Source organism: Arthrobacter sp. Leaf141, assembly GCF_001424565.1.
Classification (GTDB): Bacteria; Actinomycetota; Actinomycetes; order Actinomycetales; family Micrococcaceae; genus Arthrobacter.
Map to the genome: position 1 here is coordinate 126,010 of NZ_LMOL01000006.1, position 22,590 is coordinate 148,599.

22 protein-coding genes are annotated in these 22,590 nt (G+C 66.6%); 18 read left to right on the top strand and 4 right to left on the bottom strand.

The genetic code is table 11. From position 1 onward, the window contains the following. Positions 1 to 63 precede the first annotated feature (63 nt). Positions 64 to 1,389: a class I SAM-dependent methyltransferase gene (locus ASF72_RS07595; RefSeq protein WP_056597852.1), complete on the bottom strand. Its 1,326-nt coding sequence runs from the start codon at positions 1,387 to 1,389 to the stop codon at positions 64 to 66. A 158-nt stretch (positions 1,390 to 1,547) separates the two neighbouring features. Between ASF72_RS07595 and ASF72_RS07600 the strand changes: the two genes are divergently transcribed. From ASF72_RS07600 to ASF72_RS07610, 3 genes are all read left to right on the top strand, one after another. Beyond that, positions 1,548 to 2,627, top strand: coding sequence for an FAD-dependent oxidoreductase (locus ASF72_RS07600; RefSeq protein ID WP_056597820.1), 1,080 nt, complete (start codon positions 1,548 to 1,550; stop codon positions 2,625 to 2,627). Positions 2,628 to 2,653: 26 nt separating this feature from the next. Further along, on the top strand, positions 2,654 to 3,790 hold the full coding sequence (locus tag ASF72_RS07605) for a class I SAM-dependent methyltransferase (protein ID WP_056597854.1): 1,137 nt from the start codon (positions 2,654 to 2,656) through the stop codon (positions 3,788 to 3,790). 161 nt (positions 3,791 to 3,951) lie between these two features. Then, entirely contained in the window at positions 3,952 to 5,154 is a 1,203-nt protein-coding gene (locus ASF72_RS07610; RefSeq protein WP_050687063.1) for an ROK family protein, read from the top strand. Between the two features lie 36 nt (positions 5,155 to 5,190). On the opposite strand, the gene ASF72_RS07615 is transcribed toward ASF72_RS07610, so the two are convergent. After that, positions 5,191 to 5,394 (bottom strand): hypothetical protein, encoded by a 204-nt coding sequence (locus ASF72_RS07615; protein WP_231686111.1) that lies wholly within the window; start codon positions 5,392 to 5,394, stop codon positions 5,191 to 5,193. Between the two features lie 139 nt (positions 5,395 to 5,533). On the opposite strand from ASF72_RS07615, the gene ASF72_RS07620 reads away from it, so the two are divergent. From ASF72_RS07620 to ASF72_RS07655, 8 genes are all read left to right on the top strand, one after another. Beyond that, complete coding sequence (locus ASF72_RS07620) at positions 5,534 to 6,541, top strand: AAA family ATPase (RefSeq protein ID WP_056597821.1); 1,008 nt, start codon at positions 5,534 to 5,536, stop codon at positions 6,539 to 6,541. A 6-nt stretch (positions 6,542 to 6,547) separates the two neighbouring features. After that, a complete protein-coding gene (locus ASF72_RS07625) occupies positions 6,548 to 7,447 on the top strand; it encodes a DUF58 domain-containing protein (protein WP_056597823.1) in 900 nt (299 codons plus the stop codon). Continuing rightward, positions 7,437 to 7,907 (top strand): hypothetical protein, encoded by a 471-nt coding sequence (locus tag ASF72_RS07630; protein WP_157370934.1) that lies wholly within the window; start codon positions 7,437 to 7,439, stop codon positions 7,905 to 7,907. The genes ASF72_RS07625 and ASF72_RS07630 overlap by 11 nt, the downstream gene beginning before the upstream one ends. Continuing rightward, a complete protein-coding gene (locus ASF72_RS07635) occupies positions 7,898 to 8,878 on the top strand; it encodes a vWA domain-containing protein (RefSeq protein WP_056597827.1) in 981 nt (326 codons plus the stop codon). The genes ASF72_RS07630 and ASF72_RS07635 overlap by 10 nt, the downstream gene beginning before the upstream one ends. After that, positions 8,875 to 9,900, top strand: coding sequence for a VWA domain-containing protein (locus ASF72_RS07640; RefSeq protein ID WP_056597829.1), 1,026 nt, complete (start codon positions 8,875 to 8,877; stop codon positions 9,898 to 9,900). The genes ASF72_RS07635 and ASF72_RS07640 overlap by 4 nt, the downstream gene beginning before the upstream one ends. A 26-nt stretch (positions 9,901 to 9,926) precedes the next feature. Then, positions 9,927 to 10,640, top strand: a complete 714-nt coding sequence (locus ASF72_RS07645) for a hypothetical protein (protein WP_056597830.1) — start codon at positions 9,927 to 9,929, stop codon at positions 10,638 to 10,640. Positions 10,641 to 10,705: 65 nt separating this feature from the next. After that, positions 10,706 to 11,401 (top strand): hypothetical protein, encoded by a 696-nt coding sequence (locus ASF72_RS07650; RefSeq protein ID WP_056597832.1) that lies wholly within the window; start codon positions 10,706 to 10,708, stop codon positions 11,399 to 11,401. Positions 11,402 to 11,739: 338 nt separating this feature from the next. Then, positions 11,740 to 12,684, top strand: a complete 945-nt coding sequence (locus ASF72_RS07655) for a methylenetetrahydrofolate reductase (RefSeq protein ID WP_056597834.1) — start codon at positions 11,740 to 11,742, stop codon at positions 12,682 to 12,684. 83 nt (positions 12,685 to 12,767) lie between these two features. Here the strand turns inward: ASF72_RS07655 and ASF72_RS07660 are convergent, their stop codons facing one another. Together ASF72_RS07660 and ASF72_RS07665 are read right to left on the bottom strand one after the other, a co-directional pair. Beyond that, positions 12,768 to 13,274 carry a DUF2004 domain-containing protein gene (locus ASF72_RS07660; RefSeq protein ID WP_050684342.1) on the bottom strand — a complete coding sequence of 169 codons (507 nt, stop codon included), beginning with the start codon at positions 13,272 to 13,274 and terminating at the stop codon, positions 12,768 to 12,770. Between the two features lie 44 nt (positions 13,275 to 13,318). After that, on the bottom strand, positions 13,319 to 14,236 hold the full coding sequence (locus tag ASF72_RS07665; RefSeq protein WP_056597836.1) for a LysR family transcriptional regulator: 918 nt from the start codon (positions 14,234 to 14,236) through the stop codon (positions 13,319 to 13,321). A gap of 131 nt (positions 14,237 to 14,367) precedes the next feature. Between ASF72_RS07665 and ASF72_RS07670 the strand changes: the two genes are divergently transcribed. The 7 genes from ASF72_RS07670 to nrdF all read left to right on the top strand — a co-directional run bounded on the left by ASF72_RS07670 (position 14,368) and on the right by nrdF (position 22,289). Beyond that, positions 14,368 to 15,756, top strand: coding sequence for an NAD(P)/FAD-dependent oxidoreductase (locus tag ASF72_RS07670; RefSeq protein ID WP_082484122.1), 1,389 nt, complete (start codon positions 14,368 to 14,370; stop codon positions 15,754 to 15,756). After that, positions 15,753 to 16,484, top strand: coding sequence for a DUF1365 domain-containing protein (locus ASF72_RS07675; RefSeq protein WP_056597840.1), 732 nt, complete (start codon positions 15,753 to 15,755; stop codon positions 16,482 to 16,484). Before ASF72_RS07670 ends, ASF72_RS07675 begins: the two co-directional genes overlap by 4 nt. After that, a complete protein-coding gene (locus ASF72_RS07680) occupies positions 16,481 to 17,845 on the top strand; it encodes a class I SAM-dependent methyltransferase (RefSeq protein WP_082484123.1) in 1,365 nt (454 codons plus the stop codon). The genes ASF72_RS07675 and ASF72_RS07680 overlap by 4 nt, the downstream gene beginning before the upstream one ends. A 474-nt stretch (positions 17,846 to 18,319) precedes the next feature. Then, entirely contained in the window at positions 18,320 to 18,565 is a 246-nt protein-coding gene (gene nrdH, locus ASF72_RS07685) for a glutaredoxin-like protein NrdH (protein WP_050684338.1), read from the top strand. Between the two features lie 37 nt (positions 18,566 to 18,602). After that, positions 18,603 to 19,052 carry a class Ib ribonucleoside-diphosphate reductase assembly flavoprotein NrdI gene (gene nrdI / locus ASF72_RS07690; protein WP_050684337.1) on the top strand — a complete coding sequence of 150 codons (450 nt, stop codon included), beginning with the start codon at positions 18,603 to 18,605 and terminating at the stop codon, positions 19,050 to 19,052. Between the two features lie 50 nt (positions 19,053 to 19,102). Next, positions 19,103 to 21,223 (top strand): class 1b ribonucleoside-diphosphate reductase subunit alpha, encoded by a 2,121-nt coding sequence (gene nrdE / locus ASF72_RS07695; protein WP_050684336.1) that lies wholly within the window; start codon positions 19,103 to 19,105, stop codon positions 21,221 to 21,223. 91 nt (positions 21,224 to 21,314) lie between these two features. Further along, complete coding sequence (nrdF, locus tag ASF72_RS07700; protein WP_050684335.1) at positions 21,315 to 22,289, top strand: class 1b ribonucleoside-diphosphate reductase subunit beta; 975 nt, start codon at positions 21,315 to 21,317, stop codon at positions 22,287 to 22,289. The last annotated feature ends 301 nt before the right edge of the window (positions 22,290 to 22,590 follow it).

Below are 22,590 nucleotides of genomic sequence, written 5' to 3' on the forward strand. Positions count from 1 at the left end.
AAACAAAAAGGGAACCACCGTCGCCGGTGGTTCTCTTTTTTGTTGCCAGCGGCAGCGACCGGTTCAGAGCCACTCCGTCCGCCGCAGCGGCGGCTCCGCCCCGCCGGGCCGCCGGACCAGCACCTGGTTGACGCCGGTCAGATTGTTTTCAAAGCCCAGGGCGCTGGACGCCATGTAGAGGCGCCAGATCCTGGCCCGGCCAGGGCCGGCGAGCTCCACCGCACGGTCCCAGCCGGCCTCCAACCGGTTGACCCACGCCCGCAGTGTCAGCGCGTAGTGCCTGCGCAGCGCCTCGACGTCCAGGATCTCGAAGCCGGCGGTCTCCAGCGCCGCCGCCATCTCCGCGAGGCTGATCATTTCCCCGTCAGGAAAGACATACCGGGGGATAAACGAGTCCGGGTCCGGGCTGGTGACCCCGGCGTTCCAGGAAATCGCGTGGTTCAGCAGCCTCCCGCCGGGCTTGAGCAAACCGAACAGCGTGGCCGCATAGCGAGGCGTCCCGGCCCGCCCGACATGCTCCGACATGCCGATTGAGCTGATGGCGTCAAACGGGCCATCCGGGACATCGCGGTAGTCCTGGACCCGGATGTCCACTGCGTCCGCCACGCCCGCATCCGCAGCCCGTTCGCGGGCCCGCTTAGCCTGCTCCGCCGAGAGGGTGACACCCACCACCGTGGCGCCATACCGGCTGGCAGCATGCAGGGCGAAGCTGCCCCAGCCGCAGCCCACGTCCAGCACCCGCATGCCAGGCTGCAGCCCGAGCTTGCGGCACACCAGGTCCACCTTGGCTTCCTGGGCGGCGTCCAGACCTTCAACCAGGCCGTTGCCTGTCCCGTGGCCGTCCGCACCGTCCGCCGGAATCCCCTCCCACACCGCGCAGGAGTACACCATGGACGGGCCCAGGACCAGTTCGTAGAAGTCGTTGCCCACGTCGTAGTGATGGGAGATGGCCGCGGAGTCCCGGCGGCGCGTATGCAGCCGCCCCGTCCGGCGGACCTTCGCCTCCTCGGCAGGCGGCGCAGGGTTGGGCCCCAGGGCGCCGAGCCGGACGGCTGCCCGGACCAAAACCAGCAGTTCCCCTGCCGTGGGTCGGCGGAACGGGCCCGGTTCGGCGAACTTTCCTGCCGAGCTCAGCGCCGTGAAGGCAGCGAAGATATCGCCCGGGGTGTCGATTTCGCCGGCCACGTAAGCGCGGCTGAGCCCCAGCTGGCCCGGCGACCACAAAATCCGCCGGAGCGCGCGCCGGGACCGGAACTCCAGGATCGGTGCACCCAGGGGCCCTGCCTCTGAACCGTCCCACGCGCGCAGGCGCAGCGGAATGCCTTCCGTGCCCAGCACCACCCCCAGTGCTGCGGCAAGCCGGTCAGCATGTCCAGTCCCTGCGGCCACGGCGGTCCTGCCTTCCCGGACGGCCTCCCCGCCGCTGGCCAGTACCCTCGGCAACCGTCATGCACGTCCTTGGGCCAACACTAAGGCCGGTCCCCGCCGTTGTCAGCGCCCCTGGAGCAGGGAATTTTCCGGTGTCGGGGCGCGACTATCATGGGGGAGTGAACCCTGCCCTTGCCGACGTTGTGGTCATCGGCGCCGGCCAGGCCGGCCTGTCGGCCGCGTACCACCTGTTGCGGCGCGGCCTGGACCACGTGGTCCTGGACGCCGAAGACGGTCCGGGCGGCGCTTGGCGGCACCGGTGGAAAAGCCTTCGGATGGGCACCGTGAACGGCATCAGCGACCTGCCGGGTGCGGCCAAGCCCCCGGTGGATCCCGCGGAACCGAGTTCGGAGTTCCTGAGCCGCTACTTCGGCGGATATGAGGAGGAACTGGCACTGGCCATCAGGAGGCCCGTCAAAGTCCGTTCCGTCAGCAGGGAAGACAGCAACCCCCTCGGCAGGCTGCGGATCACCACTGACGACGGCGTGTGGTCCGCCCGGGCGGTCATCAACGCCACTGGCACCTGGACAAGGCCGTTCTGGCCCATCTACCCGGGCCAGGCCGGCTTCCGTGGCCGCCAACTGCACGTGGCCGACTACGTGGCGGCGGAGGAATTTTCGGGCCGCCACGTTGCGGTGGTGGGCGGCGGGATTTCAGCGGTGGGCCTGCTCGCCGAAATCTCGCTGGTCACCAGTACCAGTTGGTTCACCCGCCGCCCGCCCGTATGGCGGGACAGCGGCTTCGATGGCCGGGCCGGCCACGACGCCGTGGCGCTCGTGGAAGAGCGGGTGCGGCAGGGCCTGCCGCCGCAAAGCGTTGTGTCGGTGACCGGCCTGCTCTGGACCCCCACCCTCCGTGCCGCAGCCGCCAGGGGAGCCCTGGACCGGCAGCCCATGTTTACGTCCCTAACGCCCGACGGCGTTCGCCTCGCCACCGGGGAGCTGCTGAAGGTGGACGTCATCTTGTGGGCCACCGGCTTCCGCGCCGAACTGGAGCACCTTGCCCCGCTTCACCTGCGGGGATCCGGCGGCGGAATTGCGATGGCCGGAACGCAAGTGGCAGCCGAGCCGCGCGTGCATCTCGTGGGGTATGGGCCGTCGTCGTCCACCATCGGCGCGAACCGGGCGGGCCGGGCGGCAGTGGCAACGCTCCTCAAGCTGCCGCAGCTGGCCGCACCGGCGCAAGGACGGCAGCAATGACCACCGAGGGAGAACCCGAAAACAGCATGGACCAGCCAGCACACATCATTGATGACCTTTTCGCCGGCCTGCGCCGGCGGCCCGACGTGGAAGCGGCAAACCTCCATGCCTGGGACGCCACCGACCGGCTCCTGCTCGAGACCGCGGCTGCCGAAGGACGCGCCGGCACCCGGATCGCCGTGGTCGGAGACCGCTATGGTGCCCTGACCCTCGGCGCCGGCGCTGTGCTGGAACCGGAGGACCTGCGGGTGCACCAGGACCTGGTGACCGGCGAGCGGGCGCTGCGCCTCAACGCCGGACCCGGTGCCCGGTTTGAGCAGGTGCCTCTCGGGGCGGACCTGCTGGCCGGTGCGGGGACGGTGCTCCTCCAATTGCCTAAGACCCTGGCCGAACTGGAGGAGATCGCCGCGGCCGTGGCACTGCATGCGGACCGGGACGCGGTGGTGCTGGCCGGCGGCCGGGTGAAGCACATGTCGCTGGGCATGAACCGGGTGCTGGAACAGTACTTCACCACCGTCCAGCCGCAACTGGCGCGGCAGAAATCCCGGGTCATCCTGGCATCCTGGCCGCGGTCGGATGCGCCGGCCACCAAGTTCCCCGTGCTGGAACACCTGGCGGAGCTGGACCTGGCGGTCGCCGCCCACGGTGCCGTGTTCGCCGGCCCGAAGCTGGACATCGGCACCCGGTTCCTGCTGGACTTCCTGCCCACCATGCCCGCAGCGGCGCACGCGGTGGATCTGGGCTGCGGCACGGGCATCCTGGCGGCAATGTATGCCCGCAGGTTCCCGGGGGCAGTGGTCACCGCCAGCGACCAGTCAGCGGCCGCCGTGGCTTCAGCGCTCGCAACGGCCCGCGCCAACAACCTGGCGGACCGGATCAGTGTCCTGCAGGACGATGCACTCAGCACCCTGCCGGCGGGCAGCGCGGACCTGGTCCTGCTGAACCCGCCCTTCCACGTGGGCGCCGGGATCCATGCCGGGGCCGGTCTGAAACTGATCAGCGCCGCCGCGCGCGTCCTGGCACCGGGCGGTGAACTCTGGACCGTCTACAACCGGCACCTCCCGTACCTGCCGGCACTCGAACGCGAGGTGGGGGCCACCGATGTCCGGGGGCAGAACCCAAAATTCCTGGTGGCACGGACCGTGCGGCGGGCCTTGCGCTGACCGCTGAATTACCGCGCGCCGCGCCGTCGGACAGACGTATGGCCTGCGGGAGGGCGTAACGTACGATTCAAGAATCACCACTGCAACGCAGTAAAGGTATAGGGGAAGAAGTGACTGAGATCCGCCCATCCTCACCGAGGCGCGGAACCAACCTGCCCAAAATGGGGGACTTCAACCTCACAGTGATCGTTGATGCCATCCGCAGGTCCTCCGGCGGGATGAGCCGGGTGGAGCTGGCCCAGATTGTGGGCCTGTCCCCGCAGACCATCTCCAATATTTCCCGCCGGCTCCTGGACCAGCACCTCATCATCGAAGCCGGCAAGGAAGGCAGCGGCCCCGGCAAGCCGCGGACCATCCTGCGCCTCAATCCTGCCGGCATGTACGCCCTGGGGGTCCACCTGGACCCGGCCGTCACCACCGTGGTGGTGCTGGACCTCGTAGGGGCGGTGGTGCAGCATTCCCGCATTGCCACGCCGGGCGGCAGCGACCCGGCCGCCGTCATCGCCACCATTGCCGCGGAGATCGCCGCCGTTGTGGCTGCATCCGGGGTGGACCAGAGCCTGATAGCCGGCCTGGGACTGGCCACTCCCGGGCCGATCGACCTGGATAACGGCACGGTGGTTGACCCGCCACTGCTTCCCGGCTGGGACCGGGTGGAACTGCGCAACGCCCTCTCCGCAGCGACGGGCTACTCGGTCCTGGTGGACAAGGACGTGACCAGCGCCGCCGTGGCCGAGACTTGGGCCGGCGGCCCCAGCGGTTCCGGCAGCTTCATCTTTATGTACATGGGCACCGGTATTGGCTGCGGCATCGTCCTCAACGACGAAGTGGTCCGTGGCACGTCAGGCAACGCCGGCGAGATCGGCCACATCATGGTGGATCCGGACGGCCCGCCCTGCGACTGCGGCCAGCGCGGCTGCGTCAAGTCCTCCTGCATCCCGCAGGTACTGGTCGCGGAGGCCCAGGCCGCCGGCGTCCTGGATGGCCCGCTGGCGGGCACCAGCGGAGCCGAAATCCAGCAGCAGTTCTCGCGGCTGTGCAGCCTGGCAGCCGAGGGCAACGAAAAGGCTTCCGCCATCATCGACAAATCCGCCGTGCTGGTGGCGCGGGCGGTGTCTGTTGTCGCCAACACCCTGGACATTGAACGGGTGGTTTTCGGTGGCCCGTTCTGGAGCGGACTGTCGGAGCGCTACCTGGAACTGCTGCCCCCGCTCCTTGACGCCAGCAGCGCCGCCCGGCTGATCCACCCCATCGATGTGGTGGGAACCGGCGTTGGCGAGGACGTCGGGGCCATTGGTGCCGCGTCGCTGGTCCTGGAGCACACCCTGGCCCCCCGCGCCCAGCGCCTCCTGCTGGAAAACTGACAGCAGAAGGTCGGGCACAGCAGCCGGACAGGCTGGCTAGTCGATGTCCTCGAGGACAACCCCGAACGGAAGGGTCTCATCGAGGTGCGCCTGGTGGCCGGTTGAGCCGGGGTTGTACACCACGCGGACCCCGTGCAGTCCATCCGCAGCAGACTGCTGCAGGACCGGCTTGACGGTGTTCACGAACATCTCGCTCTTGTCGGCGAGAAACTCCTTGTAACTGGCTGGAAGCTCGCTCATGGCATCAGGATAGACCTGCCGGGCGCGGATGGGGAGTGGTCCCCATTGCCGCCTCCACCCCATCCGGCTTGGATAGGATGGCGGGCGGAGTGCAGGCGCCCGCCAAAACCCATCAACCAGCCAGCCAGGGGGACCACCAGTGCAGCAGACCCGTGCCGCCGCAAGGATTGAACCGGCGGAGCTGGCCAGGGCGCAACAGGTCGCGGCCAACATCACCAGGAGTTTCGAAACCAAAGTGGTGGGCCAGTCCCGGCTCCGCGAATCGCTGTTGGTGGGGCTGCTGACCGGTGGCCACGTGCTCCTGGAAAGCGTTCCGGGCCTGGCCAAAACAACCGCGGCCCAAACGGTGGCCGAGGCCGTCAGCGGTGACTTCCGCCGGATCCAGTGCACCCCCGACCTGCTCCCCAGCGACATCGTCGGCACCCAGGTCTACGACGCTTCCACCGGGACGTTCTCCACGCAGCTTGGCCCCGTCCACGCCAACATTGTGCTCCTCGACGAAATCAACCGGTCCAGCGCCAAGACCCAAAGCGCCATGCTCGAGGCCATGCAGGAACGGCAGACGTCCATCGGCGGCCGGGACTACCCGCTGCCGGCGCCCTTCCTGGTGTTGGCCACGCAGAACCCCATCGAGCAGGAAGGCACCTACCAGCTGCCCGAGGCGCAAATGGACCGGTTTATGCTCAAAGACGTCCTGGACTATCCCACACCGGCGGAAGAGGCGGAAATCATCCGGCGGATCGACGCCGGCGTGTACAGCAAGGAGCAGGCACCGCCCGCCGCCGCGTCCCTGACCGCCGTGGCCGCTGTGCAGGACACCGTCCGGCGGATCTACCTCGACCCGGCCATCGTCAATTACATCGTGGGCCTGGTCTTCGTTACCCGCAATGCCGCCCAGTACATCGATCCCCGCCTCGCCGGGTACATCGAATTCGGTGCGAGTCCCCGCGCCAGCATCGCCTTCAGCCAGGCCGTCCGGGCGCGTGCCCTGCTGGAAGGGCGGGACCACGTGATCCCCGAGGACGTGAAGGCCCTGGCCCACCGGATCCTCCGGCACCGCCTGATCCTGGGGTTCGACGCCGTCGCCGAGCAGGTGCCGGTGGAAACCGTGATCGACGCGGTGGTCAATGCCGTGCAGACGCCGTAGGGCTGCATGACTGCACTCCTGCACCGGGTGAAGTCGAAGATGTTCATCTTCGCCCACCGGAAAGCCCGTGGCCTCCTGGACGGGGAATACGGCTCGGTCTTCAAGGGCCGCAGCCTGGACTTCGACGACCTGCGGGCCTACGTTCCCGGCGACGAAGTCCGCGACATCGATTGGAAGGCCTCCGCACGGCACGGCTCGCCACTGATCCGGCGCTATGTGGCAGTCCGGCAGCAGCAGGTGCTGCTGGTGGCGGACACCGGCAGGAACATGGCGGCCGAGTCCCTGGGCGGCGAACCCAAGAAGGACATCGCCGTGATGGCGCTGGGGGTGCTGGGGTCCCTGGCGCTGAACCACGGCGACCCCGTGGGGCTTGTCCATGGCGATGCCACCGGTACGCAGGCCCTGCCGGTCAAGGCCGGCGACGCCAACCTCGAGCGGATCCTCCGGAAAGTGGACGACGTCGGCCGCCACAGCGCGCCCAGTGCCCCCGGGGAGCAACTCGGGTTCGTCGAGCGCACCTTCCGCCGCCGGATGCTGCTGTTTGTGGTGGCGGACGAGGGCGCCGTGGCGGAGACCACGGAACGCCAGCTCCGGCGGCTTCGTGCCCAGCACGAAATCCTGTGGCTGACCATCCGGGACGCGGACCTGACCGCACCGGCGCCCGCTGCGGACCCGGCCGGGCGCGGGACAGCACTGCGGGATGTGGTGGGGCGGGCCGCCGTCGTCCATCCCGTGGCAGCCTCGCCCAAGGTGCTGGCCGCATATCAGCTGGCCCGGACGGAGCGGGATGCGTCCCGCAGCGCCATGCTGCGCCGGGCCGGTATCACCGAAGGGTACGCGGGCTCCAGCCATGAGGTGGTCCCCGCCATCTTCTCGCTTCTGGAAAGCCACCGCCGTGGCGGATGACCAGGGCTTCTACGCGCCCCTGGGCTACAGCCCGCTGTGGTTGTGGGCAGGCCTGCTCCTGGCTGCGCTCGCGGTGGGGTGGATTGTTGCCGTCCTGGCAGCCACCCGGCAACCCCGCGCGCGGACCGCACCGGACAGCCCCGCCGCCGTGCTGCCGGCTGCCGGGTTGAAGGAGCATTACCTGGCCCGGATCCACGAGGTGGAGACAGCGGCCGGAACCGGGGCGCTGCCGCAACGCGCCGCACACCAGGAGCTCAGCCTCCTGCTGCGCCTCTTCATCCGGGATGCCACCGGTCAGGACATGACCCGGATGACGCTGGCGGACATCCGGGAGCAGCCATTGCCGGGGGTGGCCGAGGCCATCGGCAGGATCTATCCGGGCGAGTTCGCCGCTGAACCGCTGCCGTCCGTTACGGCGTCCGCAGCAGCGGCCCGGGAAGCGGTGCGGGCATGGAGCTGATGTACTGGTGGATTCTCCCGGTGGGGATCCTGGCAGGCGCTGCAGTGGCCTGGTGGTTCCTCCGCCGTGACAAGGACTGCCGGCACCGGGCTGTGGCGCATACGGACCGGCTGACCGCCCTGCCCGAGTACCGGGATGCCCTGCGGCGCCACCGCAGGCTGCTCGCGGTCATGGCAGGTTCCGCCGCGGTGCTGCTGCTGGCGGCCCTGGCTGCTGCCGCGAGGCCGGTGAGCGCCACCGTGACCACACCGGCGGAGCACAGCCGGGACATTATGCTGTGCCTGGATACGTCAGCCTCCATGGCCAGCGCCGATGCCGCCATCGTCGGGGTGTTCCAGGACCTGGCCCGGGAGTTCGACGGCGAACGCATCGGCCTGATGATGTTTGACTCCTCCGCAGCCCAGGTCTTTCCGCTGACGGATGACTACCAGCTGGTGGCGGAGCAGCTGGCGCGGGCCCGCAACGCCTTCGAGGGCGGTCCCGGCGACGCTGCCTTTTTCGCCGGGACAGGGGTGGCGCCGGGGTCGTCGCTGATCGGTGACGGCCTGGCTTCGTGCAGCCAGGGATTCCCCGGACCGGACGATGGCAGCCGCTCGCGGTCGCTGGTGCTGGCCACGGACAACTTCATCTCCGGCAACCCTATATTTACGCTGGCCGAGGCCGCAGCCCTGGCCAGGGACAAAGGCATCAGGATCCATGCACTGAACCCGGCGGACTTCGACTACGGCGACAAGCCCGGGCAGGAAGGTGCCACCCTGCGGGCGGCGGCCGAGTCCACCGGTGGCGCGTATTACCCGGTGGACTCTCCGGCGGCAGTGGGGTCGATTGTCCGCGAGGTGCAGCGCACGGAAGCGGCGGCACGCCAGGGTGCACCGCAGCGGGTGGTCACTGACGAGTCCGCATGGCCGTTGGGTCTTGCCCTGCTGGCGGGCCTGGTGCTGGTGGGCCTGGCCTGGCGGGTGGACCGATGAGCCTCCTTCCGATCCTGCCGTGGTGGTTGCTGGCCCCCCTGATGGCCGTCGCGACTGCGGGCATTGTGTGGCAGCTCCACCGGAACCGGTCGTCACCGGCAGCGGCGCGGGACTGGGCCGCTCGCGGGGTCCTGCTGGCGCTGCTTTTTGCCGCCGCCCTCCGCCCGGGGGTGGGCGGCGCAGCTACCCAGGCAGCGCCCGCCGACGTCGACGTATTCCTGGTGGTGGATACCACCAGCAGCCTCGCCGCCGAGGACTTCGGCGGTGAACCCCGCCTGGCCGGCGTCCAGCGTGACGTCGCCGCGGTGGCCACGGGCCTGGCCGGCGGCAGGTTCTCCCTGATCACCTTCGATGCCGCAGCCGTGGTGCGGTTGCCGTTGACCACCGATGCCGGCGCACTGGCTGCGGCCGCCGGGGTGCTGGCGCCGGAAATCACCGACTACGCCCGGGGGAGCAGCATCACCGCAGCAGGAACGGTGCTGGCCCAGCGCCTGCAGGCCGCCCGGGACAGCCATCCCGAGCGGCTTCGGTTTGTGTTTTACCTGGGGGACGGGGAACAGACCAGCGCTGCTCCGGCCGGTCGGCTCGGGGTGGACAGCGGCCTGGTGGATGGGGGAGCGGTGCTGGGGTACGGAACGGCCGACGGCGGCCGCATGCGCACGTACGAGGGTGGCCGGACCGGCTCGGCCGGGACCGCCTATATCCAGGATGGATCGGCGGCGGGCGGCGGCGACGCGGTGTCCCGGATCGACGAGGACGCGCTCCGCTCGATTGCGGACACCCTTGGTGTGCCGTACGTCCACCGCACGCCCGGCGACACTGCGGATGCGCTGCTGCAGGAAGCCAACCCCGGCAGCATGACGGTGGCTGACAGCGCTGGAGGAGAGGTCCCGGACCGCGGGGAGGTGTCCTGGCTGCTGGCGCTGGCTGCCTTTGTGCTGGGCCTGCGGGAACTGGTCCTCGCCGGCCGGCGGCTCCGCGATACGCGGCTGCCCGCCGGCGGGCGAGGGGGCAGGTTATGACGGGACAGGTCTTGAGGAGGCATTCAGTGCGGAGACCGGGGAAGCGGCGCCGGCTGCTGCTGGTTTCCGCGCTTCCTGTCCTGCTGGTGCTGGTCATCGCGGCCAAGCTGGTCAGCGTCAGCCTGATCGCCGATGCCGCCGCCGGGGCGTTCGGCCGCGGGGATTCCGCAGGTGTGTCGTCGGCTGCCCGCGGACTGCTCACCGGTAACGTTATCGAACCCCACAAGGCAGTCTTTGCTGCCGGGGACGGTGAAGTCCTGGCCGGCAACTTCACGGCCGCCCGGGAACACTTCCAGGCGGCACTGGAGCTGAACCCCGGGCCGGATGAATGCAAGGTCCGCGTCAACCTGGTGCTGGCCACGGAACGCCTCAGCGAAGGCGCTGCCGACTCCGCACAAAAGCACCATCTGCTCACCGAGGCGCTCGCCGCCGTCGAACAGTCCCCGGCCGGGTGTTTCACCGACGCCGGCAACGGGTCCGGGTACAACGACGCCGGCGAGGGCAGCCGGTTGGCCGAAGCCCGCGACCGGCTCAGTGCCGCACTTGCCGCCGGTGACGGGGGCGAAGATGCAGGGGAGGAACCCCAAGGGGAGGAACAACCGGAACAACCGGACGCCTCCCGGCTGCAGCAGCTGGAACAGCAGTCCCGGGACGCGCTGCGGGAGCGGCTGGAGAGCGGCGCACGTAACGAATACCTCGACCGGCCGGACACCGGGCCTGGGGTGGACAGGCCCTGGTGAGGCAAATCCCGGCGGTAATCCCGGCCCACAGGAACGCGCCCAGGCGACCGGACTAGGCTCGGTACATGGGGAAAACAACAACAGCATCTGCACGGAACATCAGGCACGGCCGGGGGCCCGTCTGGCTCACCTTCGTCGCCGCGCTCGCGGCCACCGTCGGATTCTTCGCGTACGGCTGGTCCCTCTATCCCGGCCTGCCGGACATGTTCTTCACGCAGTTCCTTGCCGCGGGCATGACGGTTTTCCTGGCCGGGCTGGCTGCCGTGTCAGTGCGCGCCTTCCCGCCCCGGCCGGAGGCGACTGCCTGGGAACTCCACCGCCGCGAAGGCATGGCCCGCGGCACCATCGCCGCGCTGGGACTAACTTCCCTGGCCCTTGCCGTCACCCTCGGCCTGCAGGGTCCCCAGGGAGGGACCGGACCGGACAGGCCCACAGCGCCCCCGGCTCTCCTCTCCATCCCGCTGTTCCTGCTGGTGGTCATCGGTTCGTACGCTGTTGCCGCCAGGTGGGCTGCCCGCGCCGCTGCGCGGGCAGGTGTTGCCCCCACCGTGCAGGAAGCCGCGGCGGACCGCTTGTGGATCAGCGGCATCATCTACAACAACCCCGAAGATGCCCGCCTGCTGGTGCCGAGGCGGGAGGGGGCAGGTTACGGACTCACCATCAACCTGGGCAACCGCGCAGGCAGGATCGGTGCCATCTGCTTCGTGGCGCTGGTGGTCCTTGTCCCGCTGGCGCTCGGGGTGCTGGCCTGGCAAAGCTGACAGGCCCGCCCCGCCCGCTGGGCGAAGAAAATTCCGGGCCCGGGATACTCAAGGCGTCAAGGTGCGTCTTAATTTGGCGGCAGACTTGAAAGCGCCCCCGCACGCTCATAGAGTCATTACCGAGTTACCCTGGTAACGTGTCAGCGATCCTCCGGTTCGGAGGGTGTGGGTGCCCCCATGTGGGCCTGACATTTGCTCACGGACAACGTCAAAACAGGCTTAACAGTCCCGGCTGTGTTCCTGTGGAGTTTTCCCGTGATCCCCAAACTCAATTCATTGCCGGCAGGTCCCACCCAAAAAACGTGGAACTGCCTCCAATGGCAAAGCCAAGGACGCAAATGTCACCACCAAGCCTTATTGACACACATCCGAACCTCTCCGACGCCGCCCCGGTGGCGCTTTCGTACGAGCTGTTCCCGCCCCGGTCGCCGGCCGCCGCGGAAACTCTTTGGACCACGATCCGTGAGCTGGAGACCACGTCCCCGGACTACGTCTCCGTCACCTACGGTGCCAGTGGCTCCAACCGGGACACCGCCGTCGAACTGATCAACCGCCTCGTGGTTGAAACCACCCTGCGGCCGCTGGCGCACCTGACCTGCGTTGGCAACACGCCGCAGGAACTGGCAGCCATCATCGGCCAGCTCCTGGACACCGGCGTGCGGGGCATCCTTGCCCTGCGCGGCGACCTGCCCAAGGACAGCGGGGCGCCGATCGCCGGTTCGCTGCGCTACGCCCAGGACCTGATCGAACTGATCCGCCGCGTGGAACAGCGCCGGTCCGCGATGCTTTGCGCCGGCAAGATCGCGGTGGGTGTGGCGGCCTACCCCACACGGCACCCCGAGTCGCCCAGTGAAGCCCACGATGTGGAGGTACTGCTGGCCAAGCAGCGTTCCGGCGCCGACTTCGCCATCACGCAGGTCTTCTTCCACACCGCGCAGTACGCGGACCTGCTCACCCGGGCCCGCCGCGCCGGCGTGACCATCCCGATCATCCCCGGCGTGATGCCGCTGACCAGTGTGCGCCGCGTCACCCGCCTTGGCGAGCTGGCCGGCGTCGAACCCGCACCGGAGCTGATGGCGCGGCTCGCTGCCGCGGACAGCGACTCCGAGCGTCGCCGGATCGGTGTCAGCGCCACCATTGAACTGGCGAACGCAGCCCTGGACGCCGGCGCCCCCGGCCTGCACATCTACACCTTCAACGAGCACCAAAGCGCGCTCGAAGTCCTGGACAAGCTTGCGCTGCCCCGGCACTCCCGTAACGGCCTGCTGGCAGACGCACAGTAGCAATTCTTCGCTGACAGCATAAAAGTACGACGCCGGCCGGTCACCAGGGTGACCGGCCGGCGTCGCTTTCCAATATGGGAGCCTCAGGACTCCCAGAGGATTTCGTCGTCCACCACGCCGTCCTCATCGGCCGAGGCCACAAGGACCTCGTCCGTAAAGTGCTCACCCAGGGTGAAGTCAAGCACGAAGTAGCGTTCCGGCTGCCCGGGGTAGATGGCCACGTGGCCCAGCTTCAGGGCCTTCAGGAAAACGTCGTTGGTGAGCTGGCTGCGTTCCTCCACGCCGAAGACCTTTTGCAGGTGCTCATCCTTAAGCGCATTGCAGTGGAAACGGAGATACTCCTGAGGGCTGGTGCCCTCCTGGCCGAGTTCCTCGGCGATCATGTCGCGGACCTCATCAACGAGCTCGGGCAGGAACCGTAGCCGGTAATCCACCTTGTGCATCGCGGCCTCGTCGAAATGGTCGTGGGCGGTGATGTTGAGGTCAAGTTCCAGGGGATGGCCACGCAGTTCGTGCTTCGCGGCGAAGTTATGGTCCCTGCCGTGATTGAGCTCGACTTCGCCGAAATGCTGGCTCGCTACCCTGTTCATATTCTCAACATAGACCCGAACAGCGGTGCATTCCAGCATTCGGCCTAATTGACTGCCGTGCGCATTCCGGCGAGGGTTTCCGCCAGCAGGTCCACAAAAAGCTGGACCCGGGCGGTTTTGCTGTCGTTGATGACCAACGCGAAAACGTTGCGGGCCAACCGGATTTCGGGGACGTCCAGCACCACCACGCCTGCCGGCTTGTTCCGCAGCGCGAGTTCGGGGACCAGCGCCGCGCCGAGTCCCGCTGCAGCCATCTCCAGGCTGGCGTGGAAGTCGTCGCTGTGGGCCACTACGCGGGGATGCAGGTTGCAGCCGGCGAAGAGCCGCTCGATCACCATGGCATCGCTGGTGCCGGGGTGGTGCATGATCCACGGCATCTCGGAGAGGTGATCTGCAGCCACCTTGGCGTCCGGGCCGAAGCCCCAGCCTGCGGGCAGCACCACCCGGAAGTCGTCGTCACCGATCCACTGCCGGTTGATGGTGTTGGGCCACGCCAGCCCGGTCTGGCCCACCTGGAACACCAGCGCCAGGTCCAGGTCCCCGCCGGTACGCAGGCCCTGGATGGTTTGCCCGGGTTCGGCTACGGAGACTTTGAGGTCAATGCCCAGGTCCTTCCACGCCGGGTTCTTCAGGATCCGGGGGAGGACATAGGTGGCCAGGCTGGGAAAGATGCCCAGCCGCAGTTCCTGGCTGGCGGTGTCCTGGGTTTTGGAGGCGGCGGCCATCAGCGCCCCGATGTCCGTGAGGACCTTCGCGGCATGGCGGGTCATCACGACGGCGGCTTCCGTAGGGACCACGGCCCGCGCCGACCGCTGGAAGAGAACCACGCCGGTATCGCGTTCCAACGCGGACATCTGTTGGGAGACCGCGGAGGCGGTATAGCCCAGGGTTGCCGCCGCCGCCGCGAAAGAGCCGAGGCGCGTGACTTCCAGGAGGGTCTTCAGATGTACCGGATTCACCACCTGCCCACACTACTCTGCCTGCGCCCGGTCAAAAACCGGTCCGTGGTGCGCCCATCCGATCCTGCCGCCGCTTCGAAGTACCCTTTGAAAACACCGGCCCGGCGGGCCAATGTTCAGCAGAGGAGCAGCAGTTGTCACCGAACGCAGCAGTGAGCAGGACCGTGAGGCGCCGCGTAGCAGTGGTGGGAAGCGGAGTGGCAGGACTCACCGCCGCCTACATCCTGAACCGGCACGACGACGTGACCCTCTTCGAGGCCGACTCCCGCCTGGGCGGCCACGCCCACACCCACGACATGCCGCAGCCGGACGGCTCCTTCCTCGGCGTCGACACAGGCTTCATTGTCCACAACGAGCGGACCTATCCCACGCTGCTGCGGCTGTTTGCCGAACTGGGCGTCGAAACCCAGGATTCCGAAATGAGCATGTCCATCCGCTGCGACGGCTGCGGCCTCGAGTACGCCGGTGCCCGCGACGGTGCCAAGGGTATTTTTGCCACCCCGGCCAATCTCTTCCGCGTGCAGTACCTTAAAATGCTCGCCGAGGTGGCCACGTTCTACCGCAAGGCCCGGATCCTGCTGAAGACCGCGCCAGCCAGCGCCGTGGGTGCCGGCAGCACTTCCGAGTTGACCCTTGGTGAGTTCCTGGCCCGGGAAAAATTCAGCCCCTACTTCATCTCCCACTTTATGACCCCGGTGGTCAGCGCCGTATGGTCCTGCGATCCCACCACGGCCCTGTCCTACCCGGCACGGTACCTGTTCACGTTCCTGGGCCATCACGGCATGTTGGGCGTCAAGGGCTCCCCGCAGTGGCGCACAGTGACCGGAGGCTCCCACCGGTACGTGGAGAAGCTTGCCGCGACGCTCCCTGACATCCGGCTCAACACGCCCATCACGGCCATCCGGCGCATCGCCGATGGTGTGGAGATCGCCACGGACTCCGGCCTGGATGACTTTGACGCCGTGGTCATCGCCACCCACCCCGCGCAGGCGCTGGGTTTCCTGGCCGACGCCACCCCGGCCGAAAAAGAGGCGCTGGGCGGCATGCCCTACTCCGTCAACCACACCGTGTTCCATCGCGACCCGGCCGTGCTGCCGGCGGCGGACAACGCCAAGGCGTCCTGGAACTACCGGCTGCCCGCCTGCGATGCCCGCCCGGACAACGTCCTGGTCAGCTACGACATGACCCGTTTGCAGCGGCTGGAGCACGCCGACAGCCGGCCCTACATCGTCAGCCTGGGGGAGTCGGACCTGATCGCACCGGACTCCGTCCTGGAACGCATGGTCTACGAGCACCCGCAATACACCCCGGAGTCCCTGAAGGCGCAGCAGGCGATTGCCGCGCTCAGCGATGGCCGGGTGGCGTACGCCGGCGCGTACCTGGGCTGGGGCTTCCATGAGGACGGCGCGTTGTCCGGCCTCCGCGCCGCCGAATCGCTGGGCCGCACGTGGGTCAGCCCGGGCAACGTCGACCCTTCCGGTGAAGGGGAGCGCGAACTCCTCGCGGCCGGTGAGCCTGCATGAGTGCCGGGGCGGCCATCTACCGCACCTCGATCGCCCATGTGCGGGAGTCGCCGTTGAAAAACAGGTTCACCTACCGCAGCTACAGCTGGTTTGTGGACGTGGACAACCTGCCGCTCCTGCCGCGCCTGCTGCGGCCGCTGGCGGTCTTCAATGCCGGGGACCATCTGGGGGACCCGGAGGAAAGCATCCGAACCAACGTGGAACGCTACCTGCGCACCCACGGGATGGAGCCCGACGGCGGCGCCATCCGCATGCTGACCAGCGCCAGGGTCTTTGGCCACGTGTTCAACCCGCTCAGCCTCTTCTGGTGCTACCGCTCCACCGGGGAACTGGACTGCGTCATCGCCGAGGTCCACAACACCTACGGCGAACGGCACTGTTACCTCCTGCGGACCGACGCGTCAGGGCGGGCCTCGGTACCCAAGGCCTTCTACGTTTCGCCGTTCAATGACGTGGACGGGCAGTACCGCATGAAGCTGCCGGCGCCGGACGAACGGCTGGCGGTCTCGATCGTCCTGGAACGTGAAGGGCAGCGTCCGTTCGTAGCCACCATGGATGGCCGGCGCAGGCCGGCCACCATCAAAAACATCCTCGCAGCGGCGGTGGCGGTTCCGGCCGCACCGCTGCTGGTATCCGCACTTATCCGGGTACAGGGCATTAAGCTCTGGGCAAGGCGCCTTCCGGTCGTCACCCGGCCACACCACACCTCACAGGAGGCAGTTCAATGACAATGACGGACGATAACGGGACCACCGCAGCTGCGGCAGGGGCCCACGCGGCCACCTCCGGTGCCGCCGCCTGGACCGGAACCGGTGTTCCGGCGTCGCCCGCCACCATCGATCCCGAGATCTGGCCGGGAGTGGCCCAGCCGCCGTCGGGCGCCAAGGCGCTGGTGGCGGGCAAGGCCGCCGGGTTGCTGTTCAAGGGTGCCGTGAAGCGGCTGCCCATCCGGGTTGTCTACCCGGACGGCACCATCCTGGGCATCGGCGGTGCCGACGCGCCGGTACTGACGATGATCCGGCCGGATGCATTCGAGGCCCGCATCGGGGACAACGGGCTGATCGGATTGGGCGAATCCTTTATGGCCGGCGACTGGGAGGCCAGCGACCTCGCCGGCGTCCTGGAAGTCTTTGCGGCTTCCGTGGACACCCTGATCCCCATGCCGCTGCAGAAACTCCGGACCCTGTACCTGCCCCGCACGCCGCGGCAGGAACGCAACGCCGAGCAGAACACCCGCAGCAACATCTCGCGGCACTACGACCTGTCCAACGACCTGTTCTCGAACTTCCTGGACACCACCATGAGCTACTCCTCGGCGCTGTTCCCGGCCGAGGCAGGCCACCTGGCCACCGTCGGCTTCGAGGGGCTGGCGGCCGCGCAGCAGGCCAAGATCGACAGGCTGCTGGACCGGGCTGGCGTTGGTGCCGGGACGCGGCTGCTGGAGATCGGCACGGGCTGGGGTGAACTGGCGCTGCGGGCCGCAGCCCGGGGCGCCACTGTTTACAGCGTGACCCTTTCCAGCGAGCAGCAGGCGCTGGCGCAGGACCGTATCGCCGCCGCCGGCTACGCGGACCAGGTGACGGTTGCCCTGCAGGACTACCGCGCCGTGGAGGGCGAGTTTGACGCCGTGGTGTCCGTGGAGATGATCGAGGCGGTGGGCTACGAATACTGGCCCATCTACTTCCAGACCATCGACCGGGTGCTGGCTCCCGGCGGCAAGGTGGCCATCCAGGCCATCACCATGCCGCACGGCCGGATGCTGGCCACCCGCAACGCCTACACCTGGGTGCACAAGTACATCTTCCCGGGCGGCTTCCTGCCGTCCGTGCGGGCCATCGAGAGCGTCACCCAAAAGCACACCACCCTGCGCGTCCGGGAGCGGATGGGCATGGGCGACCACTACGCGGCCACGCTGCGGCTGTGGGAGGAACGGTTTATGGCCCGGTCACAGGAAGTGGGCGAGCTGGGCTTCGACCCGGTCTTTCAGCGCATGTGGCTGTTCTACCTGTGCTACTCCCGGGCCGGCTTCCAGTCGGGTTACCTGGATGTGCAGCAGGTGGTGCTGGACCGCCGGGAGGCGCAGCTCTGACATCCCTGCCCTGACGGCAGTGCCGTTGGTCACCAGGAGGGGTTCCGAAGGTCACTTCGGGGCCCCTTTTTGGTGTTTCCGTGCAGTTCCTTTGCCGGCTTGGCATTCGGCGACACGCCGCCAAAACCGCGACACGCACGGGGTTAATTGTGCAGAACTTCATCCACAGGGTGTGGACAGGAGGGCCCGGATCGGCGGATTCCCGGCCAATTAGGGGTGCCGGACCTGTGGATTAAAAGTGCAGGGAATGACATACTTGTAATACATCATCTAGGGGTCGCTGCGGCCGCCCTGCACTAGATGTAGTATCAATTTACGGATCGGGCACCAAGCAGAAACAGCCCGGACAAATGCATACAACGTCCCAGGAAGCAACCGGCGCATCAGCCGGGCCAACCGGGCCGGCATCGGAGACGGACGTCAAAAGACCCGGGCTCCAGCAACGGTAGAAGACTTACAAAGGGGATTGGGAACATGACCGTCACGGTTTACACGAAGCCGGCCTGCGTTCAGTGCAACGCCACTTACCGCGCGCTCGACAAGAAGGGCATTGCCTACGAGAGCGTCGACATTTCCCAGGACGCCGAGGCCCTGGAACGCCTCAAGGCCCTTGGCTACATGCAGGCGCCCGTTGTGGTCACGGACCAGGACCACTGGTCAGGTTTCCGCCCGGACAAGATCGCGGAACTCGCCGAATCGGCAGTTTCTTCCGTAGCCTGATTTTCCCTTTTTCCAGCACTGAACCGAGGTACCTCCCGTGGCTGCATTGACGGTTGAAGCCACCACCACGGACAGCCCGCTGATCTGCTTTTCATCTTCATCAGAGAACACCCTGCGGTTCGTCCGGAAGCTGGGCATGGATTTCGCCCGGCTTCCGTTGTACGCCAGGGATGCACCCCTGCTGGCCACCCGGCCTTTTATCCTGGTCCTTCCCACCTACGGGGGAACCGGGGGTGAAGGCTCCGTGCCCAAGCAGGTCATCCGGTTCCTCAATGAACCCCGGAACAGGGAACTGATCCGCGGCGTCATCGGGGCCGGCAACACCAACTTCGGGGACAACTATTGCCTGGCTGCGGACATCGTGGCCGCCAAGTGCAAAGTGCCCCAACTTTACAGATTTGAACTCATGGGAACACCGGAAGATGTGGCCAGGGTTCACCACGGATTGGAGACGTTTTGGACACGACAGTCACAGACTCAGAGCTAGCCACCGGGGGAGTCGACTCCCTGCCGGCAGCCGCCGTCGACAAAGCCGGAATGCCCGCCGCCTACAAGGGCCTTGGCTATCACGAGCTGAACGCGATGCTGAACCTGTACGGTCCCAACGGCGAAATCCAGTTCGAGGCTGACCGGGAAGCTGCGCACCAGTACTTCCTGCAGCACGTGAACAACAACACGGTGTTCTTCCACGACCTGGAAGAGAAGCTCGAATACCTGGTGAAGAACGAGTACTACGAGCGCGAGACGCTGGACCAGTACACGATGAACTTCATCCGCGACCTGTATAACCGCGCCTACAAAAAGAAGTTCCGCTTTGAGACCTTCCTGGGCGCCTTCAAGTTCTACACCTCGTACACGCTGAAGACCTTTGACGGCAAGCGTTTCCTGGAGCGCTACGAGGACCGTGTCTGCATGGTGGCCCTGCACCTGGCCCGCGGCAACGAACAGCTCGCGCTGCAGATGGTGGATGAGATCATCGAAGGCCGCTTCCAGCCGGCCACCCCCACGTTCCTGAACGCCGGCAAGAAGCAGCGCGGCGAGCTGGTCTCCTGCTTCCTGCTCCGCATCGAAGACAACATGGAGTCGATCGGCCGCTCCATCAACTCGGCACTGCAGCTGTCCAAGCGCGGCGGCGGCGTGGCCTTCGCGCTGACCAACATCCGCGAAGTCGGCGCGCCCATCAAGCAGATCGAGAACCAGTCCTCCGGCGTCATCCCCGTGATGAAGCTCCTCGAGGACAGCTTCTCGTACGCAAACCAGCTCGGTGCCCGCCAGGGTGCCGGCGCCGTGTACCTGCACGCCCACCACCCGGACATCTATCGGTTCCTGGACACCAAGCGGGAGAACGCGGACGAGAAAATCCGCATCAAGACCCTCTCCCTGGGTGTTGTTATCCCGGACATCACGTTCGAGCTGGCCAAGAAGGACGAGGACATGTACCTGTTCTCGCCGTACGACGTCGAAAAGGTCTACGGCATGCCGTTCTCCGACGTCTCGGTCACCGAGAAGTACTACGAGATGGTGGACGATTCCCGGATCAAGAAGACCAAGATCAAGGCGCGCGAGTTCTTCCAGACCCTCGCCGAGATCCAGTTCGAATCCGGCTACCCGTACATCATGTTCGAGGACACCGTGAACCGGGAAAACCCGATCGACGGCAAGATCATCATGTCCAACCTGTGCTCGGAGATCCTCCAGGTTTCCCAGCCCACCACGTACCACGATGATCTTTCCTACGACGCCACCGGCAAGGACATCTCCTGCAACCTGGGCTCGCTGAACATTGCCAAGGCCATGGACTCGCCGGACTTCGGCCTGACCATCGAGACGGCCATCCGGTCCCTCTCGGCAGTGTCCGACATGTCCAACATCACCTCGGTGCCTTCCATTGCCCGCGGCAACGACCAGAGCCACGCCATCGGCCTGGGCCAGATGAACCTGCACGGCTACCTGGCACGGGAACGGGTGCACTACGGCTCCGAAGAGGGCCTGGACTTCACCAACATCTACTTCTACTCCGTGGTGTTCCACGCGGTTCGGGCCTCCAACCTGCTCGCCATCGAGACCGGCCAGACGTTCGGCGGCTTCGAAAAGTCCAAGTACGCGTCCGGTGAATTCTTCGACAAGTACACCGAGCAGGAATGGGTACCGCAGACGGCCAAGGTTGCGGAGCTGTTTGACGGCATCCACATCCCCACGCAGGATGACTGGCGCGAGCTGAAGGCTTCCGTCATGGAGCACGGCATCTACAACCAGAACCTGCAGGCCGTCCCGCCCACGGGCTCCATCTCCTACATCAACAACTCCACCTCTTCGATCCACCCGGTGGCGTCCAAGATCGAGATCCGCAAGGAAGGCAAGCTGGGCCGCGTGTACTACCCGGCTCCGTACCTGACCAACGACAACCTGGAGTACTACCAGGACGCGTACGAGCTGGGCTACGAGAAGGTTATCGACACCTACGCCGCGGCAACGCAGCACGTGGACCAGGGCCTGTCCCTGACGCTGTTCTTCAAGGACACCGCCACCACCCGCGATATCAACAAGGCGCAGATCTACGCATGGCGCAAGGGCATCAAAACCATCTACTACATCCGTCTCCGCCAGCTCGCGCTGGAGGGCACGGAGGTGGACGGCTGCGTCAGCTGCATGCTTTAATCTTCAACTAAACATCGCCAGTACGACGGCGGGCGCCCACCCGCCGTCGTACGCTTTAAGTAAGTACCAACCCAAACTTTTAGGGGATGACATGACCGAAAAGGTCAAGCTGCTCAGCCACGTCGAGGCCATCAACTGGAACCGTATCCAGGACGATAAGGACGTTGACGTTTGGAACCGCCTGGTCAATAACTTCTGGCTGCCGGAGAAGGTGCCGCTGTCCAACGACGTCCAGTCGTGGAACACCCTGACCCCGGCGGAGCAGCAGCTCACCATGCGCGTTTTCACCGGCCTGACCCTGCTGGACACCATCCAGGGCACCGTGGGCGCCGTCTCGCTCATCCCCGACGCGATCACCCCGCACGAAGAGGCCGTGTACACGAACATCGCGTTTATGGAATCGGTGCACGCCAAGAGCTACTCCTCGATCTTCTCCACGCTGGCCTCCACCAAGGAGATCGACGAGGCCTTCCGCTGGTCCACCGAGAACGCCAACCTTCAGAAGAAGGCGCAGATCGTGATGGACTACTACCAGGGCGACGATCCCCTGAAGCGCAAGGTAGCCTCCACGCTGCTGGAGAGCTTCCTGTTCTACTCGGGCTTCTACCTGCCCATGTACTGGTCCTCCCGCGCCAAGCTGACGAACACGGCCGACCTGATCCGCCTGATCATCCGCGATGAGGCTGTGCACGGCTACTACATCGGCTACAAGTTCCAGAAGGGCCTGGAAAAGGTCTCCGAGGAGCGCCGCCAGGAAATCAAGGACTACACCTTCGAACTGCTCTTCGAGCTGTACGAAAACGAAGTCCAGTACACGCACGATCTTTACGACGGTGTTGGCCTTGCCGAGGACGTCAAGAAGTTCCTGCACTACAACGCCAACAAGGCGCTGATGAACCTGGGCTACGAGGCCATGTTCCCGGCCTCCGTCACCGACGTTAACCCGGCCATCCTGTCAGCCCTGTCACCGAACGCTGACGAGAACCACGACTTCTTCTCCGGGTCCGGTTCTTCCTACGTCATTGGCAAGGCTGTCAACACCGAGGATGACGACTGGGACTTCTAATCCGCCGGCTCTCCGGCGCCTGAATGTCCTGAACTGGCCCCGCACGCATCCAACGCGTGCGGGGCCATTTTTTGTGTCGCTACGAAGCCGTCGTTGGTCCCTGGTGCTCTAATGCGGTGTCCGCTCCGTTGAGGCTGAGTAATGCCGGAGCCGTCGGAGTTTCTCGTTCCTCACCTTGGAGCGGGTGGTCGATCTGGATACAGGCAAAGACTCGGCGCTAGGTGGCCGTTGAGTCAGCGATGTGCCTGGTGGTGGGGGTGCGGTGGAGTGGTAGGTGTGGCCGGTGGGGGTGGTGAGTTGG